The sequence below is a fragment of the Streptomyces sp. PA03-5A genome (assembly GCF_033792725.1).
Lineage (GTDB): Bacteria > Actinomycetota > Actinomycetes > Streptomycetales > Streptomycetaceae > Actinacidiphila.
Genome location: NZ_JARAVL010000024.1, coordinates 94942 through 116356, shown reverse-complemented (window position 1 = coordinate 116356; position 21415 = coordinate 94942). Strand labels below are relative to the sequence as shown.

Below are 21415 nucleotides of genomic sequence, written 5' to 3'. Positions count from 1 at the left end.
GGGGGCGGCGGGGGTCAACATCGAGGACGTGCGGATCGAGCATTCGACGGGGCAGCAGGCGGGTCTGGTCCAGTTGATGGTGGAGCCGGCTGCGGCGGCCCGTTTGTCGGCGGCGTTGCGGGAGCGTGGCTGGTCGCTGCGCGCCTGAGCGGGGGGCCCGGGAATTCGTGGTACGGAGCCGAATGGGTGGGCCGGTAACCTTGTGGGGATGGCATTGCGCCAGCCGTGTACCTGCTCCATGCACAAGGAAGGTCCCCCGACTGTGTCGAATCCGGTGATCGTCGCGATCGACGGCCCCTCGGGCACTGGCAAGTCCAGCACTTCGAAGGCGGTCGCGGCCAAGCTCGGCCTGAGCTACCTGGACACCGGAGCGCAGTACCGGGCGATGACCTGGTGGATGCTGAGCAACGGCGTCGACGTGAACGACGCAGCCGCCGTGGCGACCGCCGCCGAGAAGCCGGTGATCGTCTCCGGGTCCGACCCGGCGGCGCCCACGATCACGGTGGACGGCGTGGACGCCTCCGGCCCGATCCGCACCCAGGAGGTCACCGCGGCGGTCAGCGCCGTCAGCGCGGTGCCGGAGGTGCGCAGCCGCCTGGTCGGGCTGCAGCGCGACGCGGCCACCGCCGCGCCCGCCGGCATCGTCGTCGAGGGCCGCGACATCGGCACCACGGTGCTGCCGGACGCCACCGTCAAGATCTTCCTCACCGCCTCCCCGGAGGCCCGCGCCGCCCGCCGCGGCGGCGAGCTGAAGGCCACCGGCAGCGCCCAGGTCGACCTCGTGGCGACCCGGGAGGCCCTCGTACGGCGCGACGCGGCGGACTCCGGCCGCAAGACCTCCCCGCTGGCGAAGGCGGACGACGCCATGGAGGTCGACACCAGCGAGCTCACCCTCGACCAGGTCATCGAGTGCGTCGTCACCCTCATCGAGGAGAAGCGGGCGGCTTCGTGAGCGACTCCTCCGCGGTTCCGGGACCGAAGGGCGCGGCCGTCGGCCGCCGCATCGGCATCGGGATCATCAACAGCCTCTGGCGCCCCCGGGTGCTCGGCGCCTGGCGGTTGCCCGCCTCGGGGCCGGTGATCCTGGCCGTGAACCACTCGCACTACGTGGACGGGCCGGTGCTCATGGGCACCTGCCCGCGCCCGGTGCACTTCCTGATCAAGAAGGAGGCGTTCATCGGGCCGCTGGACCCGTTCCTGCGTGGGATCGGCCAGCTCCCGGTGGACCGCCACAGCACCGACCGCACCGCGGTGACCAGCGCGCTCGGCGTGCTGGAGCGCGGCGGGGTCCTGGGGATCTTCCCCGAGGGCACCCGGGGCGAGGGCGACTTCGCCGACCTGCGGGCGGGCCTGGCGTACTTCGCGGTGCGCTCCGGCGCGCCCATAGTGCCGGTCGCGGTCCTCGGCACGTCCCGGCCGGGACGGCTGATCCGCGGCCTGCCGCCGGTGCGCGGCCGGGTCGACATCGTCTTCGGCGACCCCTTCGACGCCGGTGACGGCAGCGGACGCCGTACGCGTACGGCACTGGACGCCGCCACCGTGCGCATCCAGAAGCACCTGAGCGGACACCTCGAGTACGCCCGGCGCACCACGGGCCGCGCCTCCTAGCGTCGGCCTGATCCACACTGGGGCGTGCAAGCCCCCGCACATTTGACGATCGACGGAGAAGCTTTCATGGACATCGAGAACGAGTACGGCGAAGTCGGCGCGCTCGACGACGCCGAGTACGCCGAGTTCATGGAGCTCGCCGCCGAGGAGGGTTTCGACCTCGACGAGGTCGCGGGCGACCTCGCGGCGGCGGGCCACGGCCCGCTGCCGGTCGTCGCGGTCGTCGGCCGCCCGAACGTCGGCAAGTCGACGCTGGTGAACCGGATCATCGGCCGCCGTGAGGCGGTCGTCGAGGACCGTCCCGGCGTCACCCGCGACCGCGTCACGTACGAGGCCGACTGGAACGGCCGCCGCTTCAAGGTCGTCGACACCGGCGGCTGGGAGCAGGACGTCCTCGGCATCGACGCGTCCGTGGCCGCGCAGGCCGAGTTCGCGATCGAGGCCGCCGACGCGGTGGTCTTCGTGGTGGACGCCACGGTCGGCGCGACCGACACCGACGAGGCCGTCGTCAAGCTGCTCCGCAAGGCCGGCAAGCCGGTCGTACTGTGCGCCAACAAGGTCGACGGCCCCTCGGGCGAGGCGGACGCCGCCATGCTGTGGAACCTGGGCCTCGGCGAGCCCTTCCCGGTCTCGTCGCTGCACGGCCGCGGCACCGGCGACCTGCTGGACGCGATGCTGGAGGCGCTCCCCGAGGCGCCGATGCAGTCCTTCGCCAACACCATCGGCGGCCCGCGCCGCGTCGCGCTGATCGGCCGCCCGAACGTCGGCAAGTCCTCGCTGCTGAACAAGGTGGCGGGCGAGGAGCGCGTCGTCGTCAACGAGCAGGCCGGCACGACCCGCGACCCGGTCGACGAGCTCATCGAGCTCGGCGGCAAGATCTGGAAGTTCGTGGACACCGCGGGCATCCGCCGCCGCGTCCACCTCCAGGAGGGCGCGGACTACTACGCCTCGCTGCGCACCGCGGCCGCCCTGGAGAAGGCGGAGGTCGCCGTCGTCCTGATCGACGCCGGCGAGACCCTGGCCGAGCAGGACACCCGCATCATCTCGCTGGCCGTCGAGGCGGGCCGCGCCATCGTCATCGCCTACAACAAGTGGGACCTGCTGGACGAGGAGCGGCGCTACTACCTCGAGCGCGAGATCGAGAAGGACCTCGTGCAGGTCCAGTGGGCGCCCCGGGTGAACGTCTCCGCCCGCACCGGCCGCCACATGGAGAAGCTGGTCCCGGCCATCGAGTCCGCCCTGGCGGGCTGGGAGACCCGGGTCCCCACCGGCCGTCTCAACGCCTTCCTGGGCGAGCTCGTCGCCGCCCACCCCCACCCGATCCGCGGCGGCAAGCAGCCCCGCATCCTCTTCGGAACCCAGGCCGGCACCAAGCCCCCGCGCTTCGTGCTCTTCGCCTCCGGCTTCCTGGAGGCGGGCTACCGCCGCTTCATCGAGCGCCGGCTGCGTGAGGAGTTCGGGTTCGTGGGGACGCCGATCCAGGTGTCGGTGCGGGTGCGGGAGAAGCGCGGTCGGAAGAAGTAGCCCCTGCGGGGGTGGGCGTGGTGCCGCCTGTCTGGTCGTTCCTGTGGGGGTGATCGGGCGGGCGGTTCTTCGTGGGGGTCTGCGGCCGCAAGAAGTAGCCCTGCCGGGGCCGGACATGGTGCCGCCCGCCGGGTCGCCTCCCCAGGGGGGGGCGATCGGGCGGGCGGTTCGCCGTGCGGGGTGGGTCAGAGGCCGCCGTGCATGCGGTTCTCCGCGAGGCCCGGGGGGAGGGCCGGAAGGTCGCCGCGGTGGCGGCCGGAGCGGTAGGGGGAGTTGGCGCCACCGCGGTCGGCGAAGCCGTTGAACTGCAGGTCCTCCTCGCCGGTGCGGTCGCCGGGGAGGGTGCGGAAGAGCCTGCGGTACTCGGAGTAGAGCGCGTCGTAGATCGGCGTGCCCTCGCTCACGGACGCCTCCTGCGCGGTGCGCATGGGGGGGATGGGGCTGCGGAACTGGGCTCGTGAGGAAGCGTCAAAGGTGTGCACGTCGTGGCAACGAGCGGCTCATCTGCGGGGATGCGGGTCGTACGGATGAATCACGCATATGCACTGCCATAGGCCAAAGGCGCGTACGGGCAGCCGTACGCGCCTTTGGCCGGAGCCGGGGGGATCAGGTGCCGGAGAGCGGCATCGTCGCCGCGACGAGGAGTCCGCGCCCGCAGGCGCGTTCCAGGGCGTCGCGCAGCAGGTCCTCGCGGGGCTGCTGGCCGATGGTGCCGTGCGGGGCGGCGTACACGTACACCTCGTTGGACCGGTTGACCGCCTGGCGCCAGCCCTCGCTCACCGCGAGCGGCTGGTGCGCCTGCCACCACGCGCCGGCGGAGCCGGGCTGCAGGATGGCGTGCAACTGCCCCATGGCCAGCAGCACGGACCAGCCGGGCAGCGGGGAGGGCGGCGTGGACAGGTCGTTCACGGGGAGGAAGCCCTGCTCGATCAGGATCGGCAGGAAGTCGTCACCGGGGCCGCTGTCGCCGGGGCGGGCGATCGGGCCGGTGGGCTCGATGACCAGGGCCGGGCACACCTCCTCCTTGATGAGGACGAGGCCGCAGGTGATGCCGAGCACCGCCTGGCGCGGAGCTGTGGCCGCCGCGGCGCCGGACGGCTCCTCACCGGCGATGCTCTGCACCGCTCCCTGCAGTTGCTCCTCCGAGACGGGCACGACCTGGGAGGGGATGCAGGTCGCGTGGGCGAAGGCGAGCACGGCGGTCTCCTCGCCGACGAAGAGCACCGTGCTGGTGCGCTCCGTGGCGGTGTCCCCAGGGGTACGGCAGGAGGTGCAGTCGTACGTGCCGGGCGCGCTGTCGCCCGCCAGCAGGCGTGCCGCCTCCTCATCGCCGATCTCGGCTCGTACCTCGTCGCTGACGTCGAGCATGGGCGGCACTGAAGCCTCCTTGAAATGTACGGCTACGGGCTCCTTTGCCGGGCCTCGCCCGGCACATAGTGACAACGGCCGATCTGTGGCGGGAGTCACGGCCTTCTTGGCGCGTGCTCGTGCGCCCGCGTGCGGAGGGTGAGCGGCGGTGCGGAGCCGGTCACTCCAAGTCCCACCTTTCACCCCGGGAAGCCTCCGTGCCTATGAGTCGGGTCACACGGCGCATATGCGCTGTGCGGATATGCCGCAAAAAACACCATCAATCCGGTGTCCTCAATAGGTCGTTACTACCGGTAACCATCAAGTGGCCTGCGGCGTAAGGGGTTTGTTTGGCGACGGAACGCGACCCTGCCTAGATTTGCCCGCCGTGTGCAGAGAGCACCACCCGGGAGGGCTCGCACGGAGGGTGACCGTGGATCCGAAATCCATCGGTCGGCGAGCGAAGGGGACGGGGGCCGCGCCGGATGCGTGGGGACCCCGTCCGTCGGGTGCCGTACCGGAGGTACGGCGCCATGGGGGAACCCCGGGTCCGTGGAGAGGGATTCCATGGCCGTATCAGCCAAGTACCGTCAGTCCGCAGTCGTAGCCGGCGTCACCGTGCTGACCCCGCTGGCCCTCATGGCCGTCGCGGGGCCCGCGAAGGCCGCCGACGGCGGGGTCTGGGACCGCATCGCGAGCTGCGAGAGCGGCGGGAACTGGCACATCAACACCGGCAACGGGTACTACGGAGGACTCCAGTTCTCGGCCGGGACCTGGCGCGCCTACGGCGGCACCGCGTACGCGGCGACCGCCGACCGGGCGAGCCGTGAGCAGCAGATCGCCGTCGCCGCCAAGGTGCAGCGGGCGCAGGGCTGGGGCGCCTGGCCCACCTGCTCCGCCCGCGCCGGCGCCTACGGGAGCGCACCCGCCCGCGGGACCGCCCCGGCCGCGCCGAAGGCGAAGCGGCACACCGCCCCGGCGCCCGCGCAGCAGTCGCGCGGCAGCGGCGGTCACGCCGACCGCGGCCAGAGCCGGGCGAAGGGGCACGGCAACTACAGCGTCCGCGGCGGCGACACCCTGAGCGGCATCGCGGCCGCCCACGGGACGACCTGGAAGAAGCTGTACGCCGTCAACCGGTCCGTGATCGGCACCGACCCCAACCTGATCTACCCGGGACAGCGGCTGTCGGTCTGACCTCCCGCGCACTCCCGGCCCACCCGGCGGGGCGTGCTCCGACCGGGTGGGCCGGGGGGCGCGCACGGCGCGGCGGGCGACGGCGCCCGCCGCACCGTGCCTAGCCTGGCCCGCATGTCCCGTCCCCGCCGTCTCGCGGTGACCGCTTTCGCTCTGCTCGCCACGTGGGCGGCCCTGGCTCCCGGAGCGCGGGCCGACGGGCACGCCCCCGTCTGGCTGGAACTGGCGACCTGCGAGAGCAGCAACCGCTGGAAGACCAACACCGGCAACGGCTTCTACGGTGGGCTGCAGATCTTCCAGCCCACCTGGGTCGAGCACGGCGGTCTCGACCTGGCCGCCAGGCCCGACCGCGCGACCCCCGACCAGCAGATGACCGTCGCCGAGGAGATCCTCCGCGACCAGGGCTGGGAGGCCTGGCCGACCTGCGCGCAGCGCCTGCGGCTGGCCGGCCGGGCGCACGCGGTCCAGCCCGGCGAGACCCTGGAGGGAGTCGCCCGGCGCTTCAACGTCAGCGGCGGCGCGGCCGAGCTGTACCGGCTCAACCAGGACGTCATCGGCTCCGACCCGACCCGGCAGCTCACGCCCGGGACACTGCTGCGCCTGCCGCGCTGAGCCCGCTGGACCCTGGCCGGGTGCGGCGGGTCCTGGCGGGTCCTGGTCATGACGTGCCTGAATTCGTGTCATCTTATGGCCATGTCAACCGATTAGTGGAAATACGTCGTGTGCGGCAATACCCTGAACGGTCCGTCCGCCCAAAGCCGCGATGTGTGCGGCCCGTCGCTCCCGCCGCGCTCTCAGGTGCTCGCCGAACCGTCCGTCACCTCTCGGGCCCGCCCGTCCGTAGCCCGGTGGAGTGACGCGGCGAGCGGCCGCCGGGGCGGCTGGGTGACGGAGGGGGGCGGCATCGAGCGCAATTGCTTCGACGTGCCGCAGCTGGGCCACCGTGCCTGACGGGCGCGATCCGGAAGGATACCGACCGGTCACGGGGACATCACAGTGCGTATACGGCGAGGGGCAGGGAAGGTGAAGGAACGCAACCTAAGGGCCGGGGCGATCGTCTTGCCTGCACGAAGTGCGGGCGGGAGTCCGCGGGGAGCGGGAGAACACGGGGACGCATGCGCATTTCCATACTGATTCACAACGCCTACGGGGTCGGTGGCACCATCCGCACGACCTACAACCTGGCCGGCGCCCTGGCCGAGCGCCACGAGGTCGAGATCGTCTCCGTGTACCGCCACCGCGACGAACCTTCCTTCGCCCTCGACCCGCAGGTCCGGCTGCGGCACCTGGTGGACCTGCGCAGGAGCAGCGACACGTGCGACCTCGACGACCCGCTGTACCACCGGCCGGCGAAGGTCTTCCCCTCCGGTGAGAACCGCTACGAGCAGTACAGCGCCCTCACCGACCAGCGGATCGCCGCCCACCTCGCGGCGCTCGACGCCGACGTCGTCATCGGCACCCGCCCCGGGCTGAACGTCCACATCGCCCTGCAGGCGCCGCGTCACGTGGTCCGGATCGCACAGGAGCACCTGACGCTCGACACCCACTCGCTGGCGCTGGTCCTCAGGCTGCGCCGGCTCTACCCCCGGCTGGACGCGGTCACCACCACGACGGAGGCCGACGCCGTCTGCTACCGCCGCAGACTGTGGCTGCCCGGCGTACGGGTGCTCGCCCTGCCGAACAGCGTCCCCGACCCGGGTGTCGTGCCCAGCGCCCTGGACGCCAAGTACGTGGTCGCGGCGGGCCGGCTGGCCCCCGTGAAGCGTTACGGCGACCTCATCAGGGCCTTCGCCAAGGTCTCGGTCGAACACCCGGACTGGGGCCTGCGGTTATACGGCACCGGTGGGCAGAAGGAGAAGCTGGAACAGCTCATCGAGCGCCTGGAACTCGGCGACCGGGTGACGATGATGGGGACAGTGACGCCGATCGAGCCGGAGATGGCCAAGGGCTCGCTGCTGGCGGTCTCCTCCAGCATGGAGTCGTTCGGCATGACGATCGTCGAGGCGATGCGCGTGGGGCTGCCGGTGGTCAGCACCGACTGCCCGCTCGGTCCCGGCGAGATCATCAGCGACGGGGTCGACGGCCTGCTGGTGCCCCCGCGTGACGTCGACGCCCTTGCCGCCGCGATGCTCCGGCTGATCAACGACGACGAGCTGCGCCGCCGGATGGGCCGGGCGGCCCTGGACAAGGGCGCCAGCTACGACCCCGCGGAGATCGCCAGGAGCTGCGAACGCCTGCTGGAGGAGCTGCTGGCCCGCCGGACGGGCCCCTCGGGACGGCTGCGCGCGGCCTGGCGCCACGTCGGCGGACTGGGGATGGGCGTGCTGTACGCGGGCAAGGACCTTGCCCGTGCGGCGAAGCGGCGGGCCCGCAGGCTGCGCAAGAAGCTGCGGGCCGCGGCGCGCAGGCGGCTCGGCGGGCGGACGCGGAGGGGCTGAACCCCGGGCGGGTGACGGCGCTGCCGGTGCCGCGACCGGGCGCCGTCAGTCCTGGCCGCCGGCACCGGGCTCGACGGCGTCGCGGCGGCCGGTGGAGCGTGCCTGGTCGAGGGCGGCGACCTCCGGGTGGTGCAGGTCGAAGGCGGGGGACTCGGAACGGATCTGCGGCAGCGTCGAGAAGTTGTGCCGTGGTGGCGGGCAGGAGGTCGCCCATTCCAGCGAACGGCCGAAGCCCCAGGGGTCGTCGACCTCCACGCGCCGGCCGTACTTGGCGGTCCGCCACACGTTGTAGAGGAACGGCAGGGTGGACAGGCCCAGCAGGAACGCCCCGATCGTCGAGATCGTGTTGAGCACGGTGAAGCCGTCCGCCGCCAGGTAGTCGGCGTACCGCCGGGGCATGCCCTCAACGCCCAGCCAGTGCTGGACGAGGAAGGTGGTGTGGAAGCCGACGAACAGCGTCCAGAACTGGATCCTCCCCAGCCGCTCGTCGAGCATCTTCCCGGTGAACTTCGGCCACCAGAAGAAGAAGCCGGCGAACATCGCGAAGACCACCGTCCCGAAGACCACGTAGTGGAAGTGGGCCACCACGAAGTACGAGTCGCTGACCTGGAAGTCCAGCGGGGGCGAGGCGAGGATGACCCCGGTGAGGCCGCCGAACAGGAAGCTCACCAGGAAGCCGACGGCCCACAGCATCGGTGTCTCGAAGGACAGCGAGCCGTGCAGCATCGTGCCGATCCAGTTGAAGAACTTCACCCCGGTCGGCACGGCGATCAGGAACGACAGCAGCGAGAAGAACGGCAGCAGCACGGCGCCGGTGACGAACATGTGGTGCGCCCACACCACCATCGACAGCCCGGTGATGGCCGTCGTCGCGCCCACCAGCGTCGCGTAGCCGAACACCGGCTTGCGCGAGAACACCGGGATGACCTCGGTGATGATGCCGAAGAACGGCAGCGCGATGATGTACACCTCCGGGTGGCCGAAGAACCAGAACAGGTGCTGCCACAGCAGCGCCCCGCCGTTGCCCGGCTCGAAGACCAGCGAGCCGAAGCGCCGGTCCGCCTCCAGCACCAGCAGCGTCGCCGCCAGCACGGGGAAGGCCATCAGCACCAGCACCGAGGTGAAGAGCACGTTCCAGGTGAAGATCGGCATCCGGAACATGGTCATGCCCGGCGCGCGCATCCCCACGATCGTCGCGACGAAGTTGACCGCGCCCAGGATGGTGCCGAAGCCCGACAGCGCCAGCCCCATGATCCACATGTCGGCGCCGATCCCGGGCGAGCGGGTGAGGCTGTTCAGCGGCGCGTAGGCGAACCAGCCGAAGGAGGCGCCCCCGGTGGGCGTCAGGAAGCTCCCGAGCACGATCAGGCCGCCGAAGAGGAACAGCCAGTACGACAGCATGTTCAGCCGGGGGAAGGCGACGTCGGGCGAGCCGATCTGCAGCGGCATGATCTCGTTGGCGAAGCCCGCGAAGGTCGGGGTGGCGAAGAGCAGCAGCATGACCGTGCCGTGGATCGTGAACAGCTGGTTGTAGCCGTCGTTCGACATCAGCTGCAGGCCGGGGCGGGCGAGCTCGGCGCGCATCAGCAGCGCCATGAGTCCCGCGGCGAGGAAGAAGCCGAACGACGTGATCAGGTAGAGGTGCCCGATCTTCTTGTGGTCGGTGGTGGTCAGCCAGTCCACCATCAGCCGTCCCGGCCGCCGGGGCGCCGCCGCCCGGTCGGTCGCGGTCTGCGTTGCGTTCGTCCCCATCGGCGCGTTCCCTCGCGGTAGGAGATCCTGCCGGCACTCGGTCTTCCGTACTCGCATCTTCCGTACAGTCTCGGGCAGACGACCCGTCATGTGACGGACCGGGACGGGACGGCCGTGCCGCGCGCCGTCGGTGCGCCATTGAGTGGAGGGTCGAACGAAAGTACGATAAAGGGGCCATGCCGTAGCGCACCGAGGGGGCACCCCGTGACGCATCCGGACCACGACCGCGCGCTGCAGTGCGCGCTCGCCGCCGCGCGGCGCGGCTTCCCCGTCATCCCGCTGTCGCGGACCAAGCTCCCCGCGGTCCGTTCGCCGCACCGGGGGGAGACCGGGCGCGGGATGTGCCGCGGCCAGTGCGGACGGCTCGGCCACGGCGTGCACGACGCCGCCACCGAGCCCGCCCGGATAACCGAGATGTTCGCGGCGGCCCCCTGGGCCAGCGGGTACGGGATCGCGTGCGGACGCTCACCGCACTACTTGATCGGCCTCGACCTGGACCGCAAGGACGGCGTCGACGGCGTGACCGACCTGGTGGACCTGGCCGCCCGGTGGGGCTTCGCCGTGCCGTGGACGCGCACGGTCATCACCCCGAGCGGCGGCCGGCACCTGTGGCTGCGCGGCCCGGCCGAGGCGATCGTGCCCAACTCCGTGCGCCGGCTCGGCAACGGGATCGACGTGCGCGGCAGCGGCGGCTACCTCGTGGGACCCGGCTCGGTGACCACCGCCGGGCTCTACCGCTGGGACCCGCCGACGGCCTCGATGCCGCCGGCCGCCGTGCCCAAGCGGCTGCTGCGGCTGCTGCTGACGACCCCCCAGCGCCGTGCCGCGCGTGCCGCGGCGGGCGCGCCGGCGGGCGCCGGGTCGGGTGCCGGGACGGGCGGGGGCACGGCCGGGCCGCTGATCCGCTTCGTGCTGGGCTCGTCGGTGGGGGAGCGCAACGAGCGGCTGTTCTGGGCCGCCTGCCGCGCGTTCGAGAACGGCCACGGCGACCGGGTCGCCGCGGAGATGGTCGGGGCGGCCGTCAGCACCGGCCTGTCGGAGCGCGAGGCGGAGTCGACGGTGGGTTCCGCCCGTCGGCATGTCCTGCGGGGGTCTGGCGGGCGGCGCTCGGCGGGAGCACTCTGACCCCATGACCTCTATCGCACCGAGGGCCGGCCGGGTCGCCGTCACCGAGGAGGCCGCGGGGCTGCTGCGGCGTCTCGCCGACCAGCACGGCCCGTTGATGTTCCACCAGTCCGGCGGCTGCTGCGACGGCAGCTCGCCCATGTGCTATCCGCGGGGGGAGTTCCTCACCGGGGACTCCGACGTGCACCTCGGCGACCTCGACGTCCTGGGCATCGACCCGGTGGCGGTGTGGATGTCGCGCGACCAGTTCGCCTACTGGAGCCACACGCATCTGACGATCGACGTGGTGCCGGGGCGCGGCAGCGGCTTCTCGCTGGAGGCGCCGACGGGCAACCGGTTCCTCATTCGGTCCCGGTTGCTGACGGATGAAGAGCTGTCGACGCTGGGGATGTGATGTGAGGGAAGTGTGTGGACCGTTTCCCGGAATTCCGTGGCGGCCGGCCCGGACGCTTTTCGGCGGCCGGGTCCGCGAATTCGGCGGGTGATTGGAAAAGTCGCCCCCAAAGAGTGAACGGTGCACGCCAAACGCTGCCCTGGATTCTGTGACAGAAGTGTGACGATCAAGTCGGCCGCCGTCTTCCGTCACGGCTCGTGTGCGCCTACGGTTGCTCTCATGGCAACCGATCCGAGTGCCGCACGGCAACCGCAGGACGAACCGGACACCTACGTCGGCCTCGGCGCCGACGAGGCCGAGCGCCGGGCCACCGAGCGTGGCTGGAGCATGGTGCGTGCCCTGCCGCCGGGCGCCGTCATCACCATGGAGTACCGGGTGGGCCGGCTCAACTTCACCGTCGAGGGCGGCCGGGTGACCCGATGCTGGAGCGGCTGAAGGCCCTCTCCCCGCATCCCCGCATGACGAAGGCCCCGGCCGCCCCCGAAGAGGGGCGGCCGGGGCCTTCGTACGGGCGCGGGCGGGGCGGGAGGTGTGCGTACCTGCCCCGCGGGCCGTCAGCCGGTGGCGCCGCGGCCGCGGGCCACGCCGGCCTGGCCGACCGGTGCCGGGCGGCCGGGCCGGTCCGCGGGCGGGCGGCGGCTGCCGGCCGGGGTGACCGGGGTGCGTTCGTGGCGGGTGGTGTGCGGACGTGCCGGGTGGTGCGGTACGCCGGACGCAGGTGTCGTCGCGCGGCCGCTGAGAACGACGGGCTCGAGTACGCCGTCCGGGTTGTCGGAGAGCTGCACGGAGGCCGGCGCCGTGTTCGCGGCGGGAGCCGTGGCGGGCGCCGTGCGGGTGCCGCGACGGCGCGCCCAGGCGGCCGTGATCCGCTGCTCGGCCGAGGCCATCAGCGGCTCGAACCAGGGCAGTGCCAGCAGGATCAGCAGGCCGGCCGCCCAGCCGAGCAGGACGTCGCTGACCCAGTGGGTGCCGAGGTAGATGGTGGTCATGCCGACGCCCAGCGCCAGCAACGCCGCGATCACGGAGGTGACCCGGCGGACCCACGGGGTGGTGGCCAGATAGGCCAGGACCCCCCAGGTCACCACGGCGTTCGCGGTGTGACCGGAGGGAAATATATCGCCGCCGGCGAAGAGCTCGGCCGATCCGGCGCTGGTCGCGTAGTGCGGGCCGAGCCTGCCGAGGCCGTACTTCACCGAACCCACGGTGACGTTCAGCAGGAGCAGCGACGTGCCCAGCACCAGCAGTGGGTGCAGGGTGCGGTGGCGCCAGGCGCGCCAGCCCAGCCAGGAGGCGACGATCACGGCCGTCGGGCCGCGCTGGCCCAGGACCACGAAGTAGTCCAGGAACGCGTGGATCTGCGGCCACTGCTTGTAGGGCCGCCACATCATGACCTGCCAGTCCAGGGTCACGAGCTTGGACGTGGTCAGGACGGCTACGACGATGGCCACATAGGCCACGAGCGTCGATCCGAACAGCAGCACGCGTGTCCGGCTCATGCCCGGTGGCGCCTGGGCTGTCTCGGGCTCCTCCATGAGGCGAAGCTTGTCATCGGTACGCACTCAATCGACGTTACAGCGTGTGATGGCGGAGTTCGGCCGGAAGGCCGGGTTCGTAATGACGATGTGATGTGGACTGCGTCTCACTCCACCCATTGGCCGTAGTGCGGACGTGCACATTGAGCCGAATGCGGGAACTCCTTGATTTTATGTTTCGAAGTGCATGCGGAGGATCTTGGGAAATCGCGCGTTCGATTTCCGCATGCCCTGTTTATCTTTGATTACCCGTCACTTCTCCTGGAGTTCGCCTGCCATTCCGGCGGGGCGGTCGGGTTCCCTGCGCGCCGTCCGTCGCGGCCCCGGATCGCAGTCGTGACCTGGGAGATTCCCGATCGGCGGGCGTGTGAACGCGCGCGGCGGGCGTACGCGTTGAACCGCGCGCCCCGCGCTCGGGGTGCATACGACCGGAACGGGCGGGTACACGCCACCGAGTCGGCGGGCGGGGCCGTTCCGTTCCCGGCGGGAGGCCCGGTGCCGCGCGGTACCGGAAATGTCCGGCAGGTCTCCGGCGGATGGCCGTCACGTGACGACGGCCACGTCGGAACGTGACCCGCGCCACCCACCATCGGCGCGGACTCGCGTAGTCTGACGACTTCACTCGCCCTCGTCGCTGGGTTCCCCCGGGACCGTCCCCCTCGTCCTGCCCAGGGACACCGCGAGCGCACCGCTGGGAGGTACGTACATGACAGGGACGTCCTCGGCCGGCATTCCCGGGCCGGCCGCCGTCCCACGGCACACTCGGCCGGTCAACCGCTGGACCGTGCTGATCGTCCTCTGCGTCAGCCTGCTGCTCGTCGCCCTCGACGCGACCGTGCTGCACGTCGCCGTTCCCGCGGTGAGCGAGGACCTGCGCCCCGGCGCGATAGAGCTGCTGTGGATCGTCGACGCCTATCCGCTCGTCGCCGCGTCCCTGCTCATCCTTTTCGGCACCCTCGGCGACCGCGTCGGAAGACGCCGGATCCTGCTGCTCGGCTGCACGATCTTCGCGGCCGCCTCGGCGGTGGCCGCCTTCGCCCCCGACCCGCGCGTCCTCATCGCGGCCCGGGCCCTGCTCGGCGTCGGCGGCGCGATGATCATGCCGGCCACGCTGTCGATCCTCCGGCAGGTCTTCCCCGACCGCCGTGAGCGGGCCGTGGCCATCGGCGTGTGGAGCGCCGTCGCGGCCGTCGGCGCCGCCGTCGGGCCGGTCCTCGGCGGCTTCCTCGTCGAGAACTTCTGGTGGGGCTCGGTCTTCCTGGTCAACATCCCCCTGATGGCCGTCATCCTTCCGGTGGCCCGCTGGCTGCTGCCGGAGTCCCGCGGCGAGCTGGACGGCCCCTGGGACGTGCTGGGCGCGGTCATGGCCGCGCTGGGCATCCTCGGCGCCATCCTCGGCGTCAAGAGGGTCGGCGGAGGCGCGGCTCCGTACGAGCCCTCCGCGCTCGTCCCGCTGCTCGTGGGCCTGACCCTGCTGGTGCTGTTCGTGCGCCGGCAGCGCAGGCGCGAGCACCCGCTCATCGACATACGCATGTTCGTCAGGCCCGCCTTCGGCACCTCCGTGGGCTGCATCGTGCTGGCGCTGCTCGCCCTCGTCGGCCTGGAACTGATCGCCGTCCAGTACCTGCAGCTGGTCCTGGGCCTGAGCCCCCTGCAGACGGGGCTGCGGCTGCTGCCGCTGACCCTCGCGGCCATGGGTGCCGGCCTCCTGGGCTCCCGGATGCTCGGCCGCTTCGGGCCGCGCGTCATGGTGAGCTCCGGTTTCGTCCTCACGGCCTGCGCGGTGCTCGTGCTGACCCTCATGGGCCAGCACGACCGGCCGGGCGTGCTGACCACGGGCTTCGTCCTGCTCGGCTTCGGGCTGGAGACCACGCTCTTCGGCGCGTACGAGTCCATGCTCAGCGACGCCCCCGCCGAGCAGGCGGGCGGCGCCGCCGCGATCGGCGAGACCTCCTACCAACTGGGCGCCGGCATCGGCATCGCGCTGCTGGGCAGCGTCATGAACGCCGCCTACGCCCCCGGCGTCGCCCGGGTCCCCGGGGTGCCGGCGGACGCCCGCGTCTCGGCCGGGAAGTCGCTCGGCGAGGCCTACGAGGTCTCCGACCGCCTCGGCGGTACCGCCGGAGCCTCCCTGCGGCACGCCGCACGGCACGCCTTCGTCCACGGGATGCACATCACCCTGGTGGTCAGCGCCGGTCTGCTGCTGCTCGGCGCGGTCGCCGCGCTGCGGCTGCCCCGCCGCATGGAGTGCGGCACGGAGGCGTCCGAGCGGTCCGCCGCCCCCGGGATCCCGGCACCGCGCGAGCACGCCCTGGCCGGGGCCGACGTGTCGCGCTGAGCACACCGTCGGGGGCTTTACCCGTCCCCGCCACGGAAGTAGCTTCGTCCGCGAAGCGCAGTGATCACCGGAGAGGACGACGATGTCCGCTGGAAAGCCGCAGTTCGACCCGTACGACCCGCTCGGCATCGACGACCTGCTCGACGACGAGGACCGCGCCGTGCGGGACACCGTGCGCGGCTGGGCCGCCGACCGCGTGCTGCCGCACGTGGCGGACTGGTACGAGCGCGGCGAGCTGCCCGGGATCCGCGAGCTGGCCCGCGAGCTCGGCTCGATCGGCGCGCTGGGCATGTCGCTGACCGGCTACGGCTGCGCGGGCGCCACCGCCGTCCAGTACGGCCTCGCCTGCCTGGAGCTGGAGGCCGCCGACTCCGGCATCCGCTCGCTCGTCTCCGTGCAGGGCTCGCTGGCGATGTACGCCGTCCACCGGTACGGCTCCGAGGAGCACAAGCAGCGCTGGCTCCCCCGGATGGCCGCCGGCGAGGTCATCGGCTGCTTCGGGCTCACCGAGCCCGACCACGGCTCCGACCCGGCGGGCATGCGCACCCACGCCAAGCGGGACGGTTCCGACTGGGTCCTGAACGGCCGCAAGATGTGGATCACCAACGGCTCGGTCGCCGGCGTCGCCGTGGTGTGGGCCCGCACCGACGAGGGCATCCGCGGATTCGTCGTGCCCACCGACACCCCCGGGTTCTCCGCACCCGAGATCAAGCACAAGTGGTCGCTGCGCGCCTCCGTCACCAGCGAGCTGGTCATGGACGACGTGCGCCTGCCCGCCGACGCCGTGCTCCCCGAGGTCACCGGCCTGCGCGGCCCGCTCAGCTGCCTGAACCACGCGCGCTACGGGATCGTCTGGGGTGCCATGGGCGCCGCGCGCAGCAGTTTCGAGGCCGCCCTGGAGTACTCCCGCACCCGTGAGCAGTTCGGCCGGCCCATCGGCGGCTTCCAGCTGACCCAGGCCAAGCTCGCCGACATGGCGCTCGAACTGCACAAGGGCGTCCTCCTCGCCCACCACCTCGGGCGGCGCATGGACGCGGGCACGCTCCGTCCCGAGCAGGTCAGCTTCGGCAAGCTCAACAACGTGCGCGAGGCGATCGAGATCTGCCGCAACTCCCGGACGATCCTGGGCGCGAACGGCATCTCCCTGGAGTACCCCGTCATGCGGCACGCCACCAACCTGGAGTCCGTGCTCACCTACGAGGGCACCGTCGAGATGCACCAGCTCGTGCTCGGCAAGGCGCTCACCGGCCTCGACGCCTTCCGGTAGGCGGGCAGGCGGGCGGGCAGGCCGTGGCATCGGCGCCGGGTTCCGACGCCGACGCCACGGGTCAGTTCTGGTTGAAGAAGCCGTCGCCGCCGCGCTTGCTGTCGGCGTTGACGACCAGGTAGTCGGGCGGGGTCAGCAGGAACACCCGGTTGGCCACGCGGTCGATCGAACCGCGCAGGCCGAAGGTGAGGCCGGCCGCGAAGTCGACGACGCGCTTGGCGTCGGCGGGGTCCATCGCCGTCAGGTTGACGATCACCGGGACGCCTTCCCGGAACAGCTCGCCGATGCCGCGGGCGTCCCGGAAGCCGTCCGGGGTGACCGTGGCGATCCGGCGGCCCTGTTCCTCCGCCGAATCGGAGGCCACGCGCACGCGGGGGTCGGTGACCCAGGAGTCGGGGGAGGACGTCTCGGCGCCGTCGCCGTAATCGGCGTAGTCCTCGTCGTAGTACTCCTCGGCGCTGTTGTCGTCGACGAGTCCCAGCCAGGCGCTCGCCCGTCGTACCGATCCCATGGACGCCTCCTCTCGCACGCGGTCAGTTTGCCGTCCGCACCCCTATGGTCGTCCATGATGCGGATGATGCGCCAAGCGGATACCCACCGTGGGGTGGATTCGTGACAGACCTGGTGCATAAATCGCACTAGTGGCCCCCAGGTACCCCGTGGAATATGGCTCCTGACGGATCATCGGAAAGGGTCCCGCTCGGTAGGGTGATGGCTCACCGCCGGACAGCCGAACGGGCGGCGTACAGAACGACCAGCCGATGACGTGTTCCATTGCTGCGAATGACGTACGGGGGATTGTGATGTTCGGAATCGTCAGACCATGCCGGCACCGTCTGCCGGAGAAGCTGGCCATAGCGTGGACGGCCCATCTGTGCGGGCTCTGCCTCGCCCTGAGGGACGACCACGGTCAACTGGCCAGGGTCGCCACGAATTACGACGGGCTCATCGTCTCGGTGCTGGTGGAGGCCCAGTCGGGGTGGACGGAGGACGGACGCCGTACCGCCGGGCCGTGCCCGCTGCGCGCGATGCGGACCGCGCCGGTGGCCAAGGGGGAGGGCGCGCGGCTGGCCGCGGCGGTCTCGCTGGTGCTGGCCTCGGCGAAGATGCGCGACCACATGGCGGACGGCGACGGTCTGCTGGCGCGCCGTCCGGTCGCCGCGGCGGCGCGCACGGTCGCCCGGCGCTGGGACCGGGCGGGGGCCGTGACCGGTTCGGGGCTCGGCTTCGACACCGCGGTGCTGGTGGACGCCGTGGGCCGGCAGACCGCCGTCGAGGCGGCCGCCGGGCCCGGTACCTCCCTGCTGACCGTCACCGAGCCCACCGAGACCGCCACCGCCGCCGCGTTCGGCCACACGGCGGTGCTGGCCGGACGCCCCGGCAACCGTGCCCCGCTGGAGGAAGCGGGCCGGCTCTTCGGCCGCCTCGCCCACCTGCTGGACGCGGTGGAGGACCTGGCCGCCGACGCGGCGGCGGGCGCGTGGAACCCGCTGACCGCCACCGGGACGAGCGTGGACGAGGCACGGCGGCTGTGCGACGACGCGGTGCACGGGGTCCGGCTGGCCCTGCGTGACGTGGAGTTCACCGACGGCGCGCTCGCCCACGTCCTGCTCGCCCACGAACTGCGCCGTTCCGTGGACCGCGCGTTCGGGGCCTCGTGCGCCCACCACCCGGGCCCTGGTGGCCCCGGCGGGCCGGTGCAGTCGCCCTGGCTGACCCCCGGCCCCCCGCACCAGCCGGGCCCCCGCCGCGGGCTGCTCATGGGCTGCGCGGTGTTCGCGGGGCTCTGCTGCACGTGCCAGATCTGCTGCCGGGACCACTACGACGACCCCTGGACCGGCAAGCGGCGCGAAGGCTGGTGCTCCAACTGCGACTGCTCCGGCTGCGACTGCGGCTGCGGTGACGGCTGCTGCTGCGACTGCGACTGCTGCGGCTGCGACTGCTGACGGGGACACGCCGGCCCTCCCCGCGACGACGGTGACCGGTGCGGGCGTTCGACGTGCCGCCCGGCGGGCGGGGTGCGGGCCGCGGCGCAGCCGCCCGTTCGCGCCAAACCGGGGGTGGTGCGCGGGGGTGGCCGGCGGGTGGCGGGGGCGGTGGGCCCACCAGGTGATACACCGTCACAGCGGTTGACCCGGGGGAGCCGCCGGGGCGTTTCGGGTACGTGACGCGGCCGAAACCCGCCCTTGTGCGCTTGTGCATGACTCTGAATACTCCCGTGTGCGCAGCACTTGTCAGGGGCACGCCACCCCCACAGTACGGCGGCGCCCTCGCTGCGCCTCACCGGCCCGCGCTACGCGGGTCAACTTCCGTTCCCCCACAGGAGGAAAACGCGTGAGGATCAAGCGCACCACCCACACCCCCGTCCCGAGACGTGCACGGCTGATCGCCGTGGCGTCCGGTCTGCTGGCGGCCACCGCGCTCACCCTGCCCGCCGCCCAGGCCGCTCCCGCGCCCAAGGCCTCCCCCGAGGCCGCGGCCGCGCTCACCACGTCCCTCGGCACCGCCTCCACCGCCGGTTCGTACTACGACGCCAAGGCCAAGACCATGGTCGTCAACGTCACGAACGACAAGGCGGCCCAGGCCGTCAGCGCGGCCGGCGCGGTCCCGAAGTTCGTGGCGCACAGCACCGCCCAGCTGGAGAAGGCCGGGAAGGCCACCCTCGCCGCGGACATCGCGGGCACCTCGTGGGTCGTCGACCCGAAGTCCAACCGCCTGGAGGTCACCGCCGACAGCACGGTCACCGGCGCCGAACTCGCCACGCTGCAGAAGGCCACCGCCTCCTACGGCGACGCGGTCACCTTCCGCCGCACGGCCGGCACCTTCAAGCGGCTGATCGCCGGCGGCGACGCCATCTACGGCGGCGGTTACCGCTGCTCGCTCGGCTTCAACGTGCGCAGCGGCAGCACCAACTACTTCCTGACCGCCGGGCACTGCGGTGAGGTCGCGTCCACCTGGTACTCCAACTCCAGCCAGTCCACCGTGCTGGGCTCGAACGTCAGCTACAGCTTCCCGACCAACGACTACGCGCTGGTCCGGTACAGCAACACCTCCGTGACCAAGAGCGGCACGGCCGGCAACACCGACATCACCAGCGCCGGCAACGCCTTCGTGGGCCAGGCCGTCCTGCGTGACGGCTCCACCACCGGCATCCACAGCGGTTCGGTCACCGGCCTCAACGCCACCGTCAACTACGGCGGCGGCGACGTGGTCTACCAGATGATCCGCACCAACGTGTGCGCCGAAGGCGGCGACTCCGGTGGCGCGCTGTACACATCCGGCGGCATCGCGCTGGGTCTGACCTCCGGTGGCAGCGGTAACTGCAGCGTCGGCGGGACGACCTTCTTCCAGCCGGTGACGGAGGCGCTCAGCGTCTACGGCGTCAGCGTCTTCTGACCCCCGGGCAGGTCCACGCCCTCCCTTCCGTCACGGACGTGCCCGGCGGCCCCACGGCTGCCGGGCACGTCCCGTATGGTCCTCTTGTCCGCCGGGCCGATCGTCGCAATACTCCGCGAGGCACCGCATAACCTCGCAGGGGGAACATATGAGGAACAAGCGCACCACTCCGTGGGGCGGCCTCGCCCGAGGCGCAGCGCTGCGCGGAGCGGCGCTCCTCGGTCTGGTGGCCGCGACCGCGGTCGCCGTGCCGGACGCACGGGCCGCCACCGGCAGCGGGACCTCGGCCGCGCACCTGGCGGCGGCGGGCCTGGCGGCCGAGTCGGCGGACGTCGAGGGCAGTGCCTGGGCGGTCGACCCCAAGAGCGGCGCGCTGGTCATCGCCACGACGGCACCGTCCCGCGCAGCGGGCTCACCGCGTTGAAACGGGCCGCCGGACGGTACGGCGGCACGGTCCGCTTCGAGCGCGTCGGCGGCTCCTTCGCACGGATGGCCGCCGGTGGCGACGCCGTCCACGGCGGCGGCTTCCGCTGCTCGGTCGGCTTCAACGTCCGCGCCGCGGGCACCTACTACTTCCTGACCGCCGGTCACTGCGGGCACGCCGCCAGGACCTGGTACGGCGATCCCGCCCGGACCAGGACGCTGGGCACCACCACCGGCTTCAGCTTCCCGTACGACGACTACGCCCTGGTCCGCTACACCGGCTCCGTCGCGCGGCCCGGCAAGGTCGGACGGCAGGACATCACGCAGGCCGCGCGGGCCCGCGTCGGGGAGGCGGTGAAGCGGGACGGCTCCACCACGGGCGTCCGCAGCGGCACGGTCACCGGGCTCGGCTACACCGTCAACTACGGCGGCGACATCGTCCGCGGCCTGATCCGTACGACCTCTGCGCCGAGCCCGGCGACTCCGACGGGCCGTTGTACGACGGGACGAAGGCCCTCGGGCTGCTGTCCGGAGGCAGCGGTGACTGCACCGAGGGGGGCACCACCTTCTTCCAGCCGCTGCCCGCGGTCCTCACGGCGTACGGGGTCGGCGTGTACTGAGCCGTTCCCGGCCGCCCCCGGTACGCGCGCCCCGGTCACCCCGCGAAGCGCACCTCCCGGGCGGCGGCCTCCGGCACCGTGAACGCCAGCAGCCGTGCGCCCTCGGCGGCGACCGCCTCCCGCGCCCCGGCGTCCAGCGGCGCGTACGGCTGGACGTGGAGCACGGCCGCGCCGCGGGTGGCCCGGATCCGCCACAGGCCGTGGACGAAGCCGTCGTGGAGGAAGAAGCCGCGGTTGCTGCCGCTGCCGGGCAGCGGCAGCTCGGCGTAGGGGTTGCGCAGCATGATCCGCGTCCGGTCGGCGTGCGACAGGGCGATGTTGTCGTACTGCGGGAGGAACCGGGGCGGCGCCTTCGTCCCGGGGTCGGCGTGTACTGAGCCGTTCCCGGCCGCCCCCGGTACGCGCGCCCCGGTCACCCCGCGAAGCGCACCTCCCGGGCGGCGGCCTCCGGCACCGT

19 protein-coding genes and 2 pseudogenes are annotated in these 21415 nt (G+C 72.2%); 15 read left to right on the top strand and 6 right to left on the bottom strand.

Annotated elements, in window-relative coordinates; genetic code table 11:
• From PV410_RS28160 to der, 4 genes and pseudogenes are all read left to right on the top strand, one after another.
• Positions 1-148: pseudogene (locus PV410_RS28160) on the top strand (prephenate dehydrogenase); the annotation flags it as partial.
• A 90-nt stretch (positions 149-238) separates the two neighbouring features.
• A complete protein-coding gene (gene cmk, locus PV410_RS28155; protein ID WP_499511069.1) occupies positions 239-952 on the top strand; it encodes a (d)CMP kinase in 714 nt (237 codons plus the stop codon).
• A complete protein-coding gene (locus tag PV410_RS28150) occupies positions 910-1608 on the top strand; it encodes a lysophospholipid acyltransferase family protein (protein WP_500328543.1) in 699 nt (232 codons plus the stop codon). Before cmk ends, PV410_RS28150 begins: the two co-directional genes overlap by 43 nt.
• Positions 1609-1674: 66 nt before the next feature.
• Positions 1675-3132, top strand: a complete 1458-nt coding sequence (gene der, locus PV410_RS28145; protein WP_500328541.1) for a ribosome biogenesis GTPase Der — start codon at positions 1675-1677, stop codon at positions 3130-3132.
• 185 nt (positions 3133-3317) lie between these two features.
• Here der and PV410_RS28140 read toward each other — a convergent pair whose 3' ends face one another.
• Together PV410_RS28140 and PV410_RS28135 are read right to left on the bottom strand one after the other, a co-directional pair.
• Positions 3318-3560, bottom strand: a complete 243-nt coding sequence (locus PV410_RS28140) for a hypothetical protein (protein WP_500328539.1) — start codon at positions 3558-3560, stop codon at positions 3318-3320.
• Positions 3561-3738: 178 nt separating this feature from the next.
• Positions 3739-4509 carry a DUF8842 C-terminal domain-containing protein gene (locus tag PV410_RS28135; protein ID WP_500328537.1) on the bottom strand — a complete coding sequence of 257 codons (771 nt, stop codon included), beginning with the start codon at positions 4507-4509 and terminating at the stop codon, positions 3739-3741.
• Between the two features lie 537 nt (positions 4510-5046).
• On the opposite strand from PV410_RS28135, the gene PV410_RS28130 reads away from it, so the two are divergent.
• The 3 genes from PV410_RS28130 (at position 5047) to PV410_RS28120 (ending at position 8111) form a co-directional block, all read left to right on the top strand.
• Positions 5047-5673 carry a LysM peptidoglycan-binding domain-containing protein gene (locus PV410_RS28130; protein ID WP_500328535.1) on the top strand — a complete coding sequence of 209 codons (627 nt, stop codon included), beginning with the start codon at positions 5047-5049 and terminating at the stop codon, positions 5671-5673.
• Between the two features lie 114 nt (positions 5674-5787).
• Entirely contained in the window at positions 5788-6285 is a 498-nt protein-coding gene (locus tag PV410_RS28125; RefSeq protein ID WP_500328533.1) for a transglycosylase family protein, read from the top strand.
• Between the two features lie 503 nt (positions 6286-6788).
• Positions 6789-8111, top strand: coding sequence for a glycosyltransferase family 4 protein (locus tag PV410_RS28120; protein WP_500328532.1), 1323 nt, complete (start codon positions 6789-6791; stop codon positions 8109-8111).
• A gap of 45 nt (positions 8112-8156) precedes the next feature.
• Here PV410_RS28120 and ctaD read toward each other — a convergent pair whose 3' ends face one another.
• On the bottom strand, positions 8157-9863 hold the full coding sequence (gene ctaD / locus PV410_RS28115; RefSeq protein WP_500328529.1) for an aa3-type cytochrome oxidase subunit I: 1707 nt from the start codon (positions 9861-9863) through the stop codon (positions 8157-8159).
• A gap of 204 nt (positions 9864-10067) precedes the next feature.
• On the opposite strand from ctaD, the gene PV410_RS28110 reads away from it, so the two are divergent.
• The 3 genes from PV410_RS28110 to PV410_RS28100 all read left to right on the top strand — a co-directional run bounded on the left by PV410_RS28110 (position 10068) and on the right by PV410_RS28100 (position 11817).
• A complete protein-coding gene (locus PV410_RS28110; protein ID WP_500328527.1) occupies positions 10068-10988 on the top strand; it encodes a bifunctional DNA primase/polymerase in 921 nt (306 codons plus the stop codon).
• 4 nt (positions 10989-10992) lie between these two features.
• Positions 10993-11382 carry a DUF779 domain-containing protein gene (locus PV410_RS28105; protein WP_499511059.1) on the top strand — a complete coding sequence of 130 codons (390 nt, stop codon included), beginning with the start codon at positions 10993-10995 and terminating at the stop codon, positions 11380-11382.
• A gap of 219 nt (positions 11383-11601) precedes the next feature.
• Entirely contained in the window at positions 11602-11817 is a 216-nt protein-coding gene (locus PV410_RS28100; RefSeq protein ID WP_499511058.1) for an I78 family peptidase inhibitor, read from the top strand.
• Between the two features lie 119 nt (positions 11818-11936).
• Here PV410_RS28100 and PV410_RS28095 read toward each other — a convergent pair whose 3' ends face one another.
• Positions 11937-12941: a phosphatase PAP2 family protein gene (locus tag PV410_RS28095; RefSeq protein WP_500328524.1), complete on the bottom strand. Its 1005-nt coding sequence runs from the start codon at positions 12939-12941 to the stop codon at positions 11937-11939.
• A 679-nt stretch (positions 12942-13620) separates the two neighbouring features.
• On the opposite strand from PV410_RS28095, the gene PV410_RS28090 reads away from it, so the two are divergent.
• Both PV410_RS28090 and PV410_RS28085 read left to right on the top strand, forming a co-directional pair.
• Complete coding sequence (locus PV410_RS28090) at positions 13621-15252, top strand: MFS transporter (RefSeq protein WP_500328522.1); 1632 nt, start codon at positions 13621-13623, stop codon at positions 15250-15252.
• A gap of 82 nt (positions 15253-15334) precedes the next feature.
• A complete protein-coding gene (locus PV410_RS28085) occupies positions 15335-16519 on the top strand; it encodes an acyl-CoA dehydrogenase family protein (protein WP_500328520.1) in 1185 nt (394 codons plus the stop codon).
• 61 nt (positions 16520-16580) lie between these two features.
• Here PV410_RS28085 and PV410_RS28080 read toward each other — a convergent pair whose 3' ends face one another.
• Positions 16581-17030 carry a cell division protein SepF gene (locus PV410_RS28080; protein WP_499511054.1) on the bottom strand — a complete coding sequence of 150 codons (450 nt, stop codon included), beginning with the start codon at positions 17028-17030 and terminating at the stop codon, positions 16581-16583.
• A gap of 292 nt (positions 17031-17322) precedes the next feature.
• Here PV410_RS28080 and PV410_RS28075 point away from each other — a divergent pair, with 292 nt between their 5' ends.
• The 3 genes and pseudogenes from PV410_RS28075 (at position 17323) to PV410_RS28065 (ending at position 20958) form a co-directional block, all read left to right on the top strand.
• On the top strand, positions 17323-18465 hold the full coding sequence (locus tag PV410_RS28075; protein ID WP_500328517.1) for a DUF5685 family protein: 1143 nt from the start codon (positions 17323-17325) through the stop codon (positions 18463-18465).
• A 388-nt stretch (positions 18466-18853) separates the two neighbouring features.
• Positions 18854-19915, top strand: a complete 1062-nt coding sequence (locus PV410_RS28070; RefSeq protein ID WP_500328515.1) for a S1 family peptidase — start codon at positions 18854-18856, stop codon at positions 19913-19915.
• Positions 19916-20063: 148 nt separating this feature from the next.
• A pseudogene (locus PV410_RS28065) lies at positions 20064-20958 on the top strand (S1 family peptidase).
• A gap of 35 nt (positions 20959-20993) precedes the next feature.
• Here the strand turns inward: PV410_RS28065 and PV410_RS28060 are convergent.
• On the bottom strand, positions 20994-21415 hold a 422-nt coding region (locus tag PV410_RS28060; protein ID WP_500328513.1), incomplete at its 5' end, for a DNA glycosylase AlkZ-like family protein.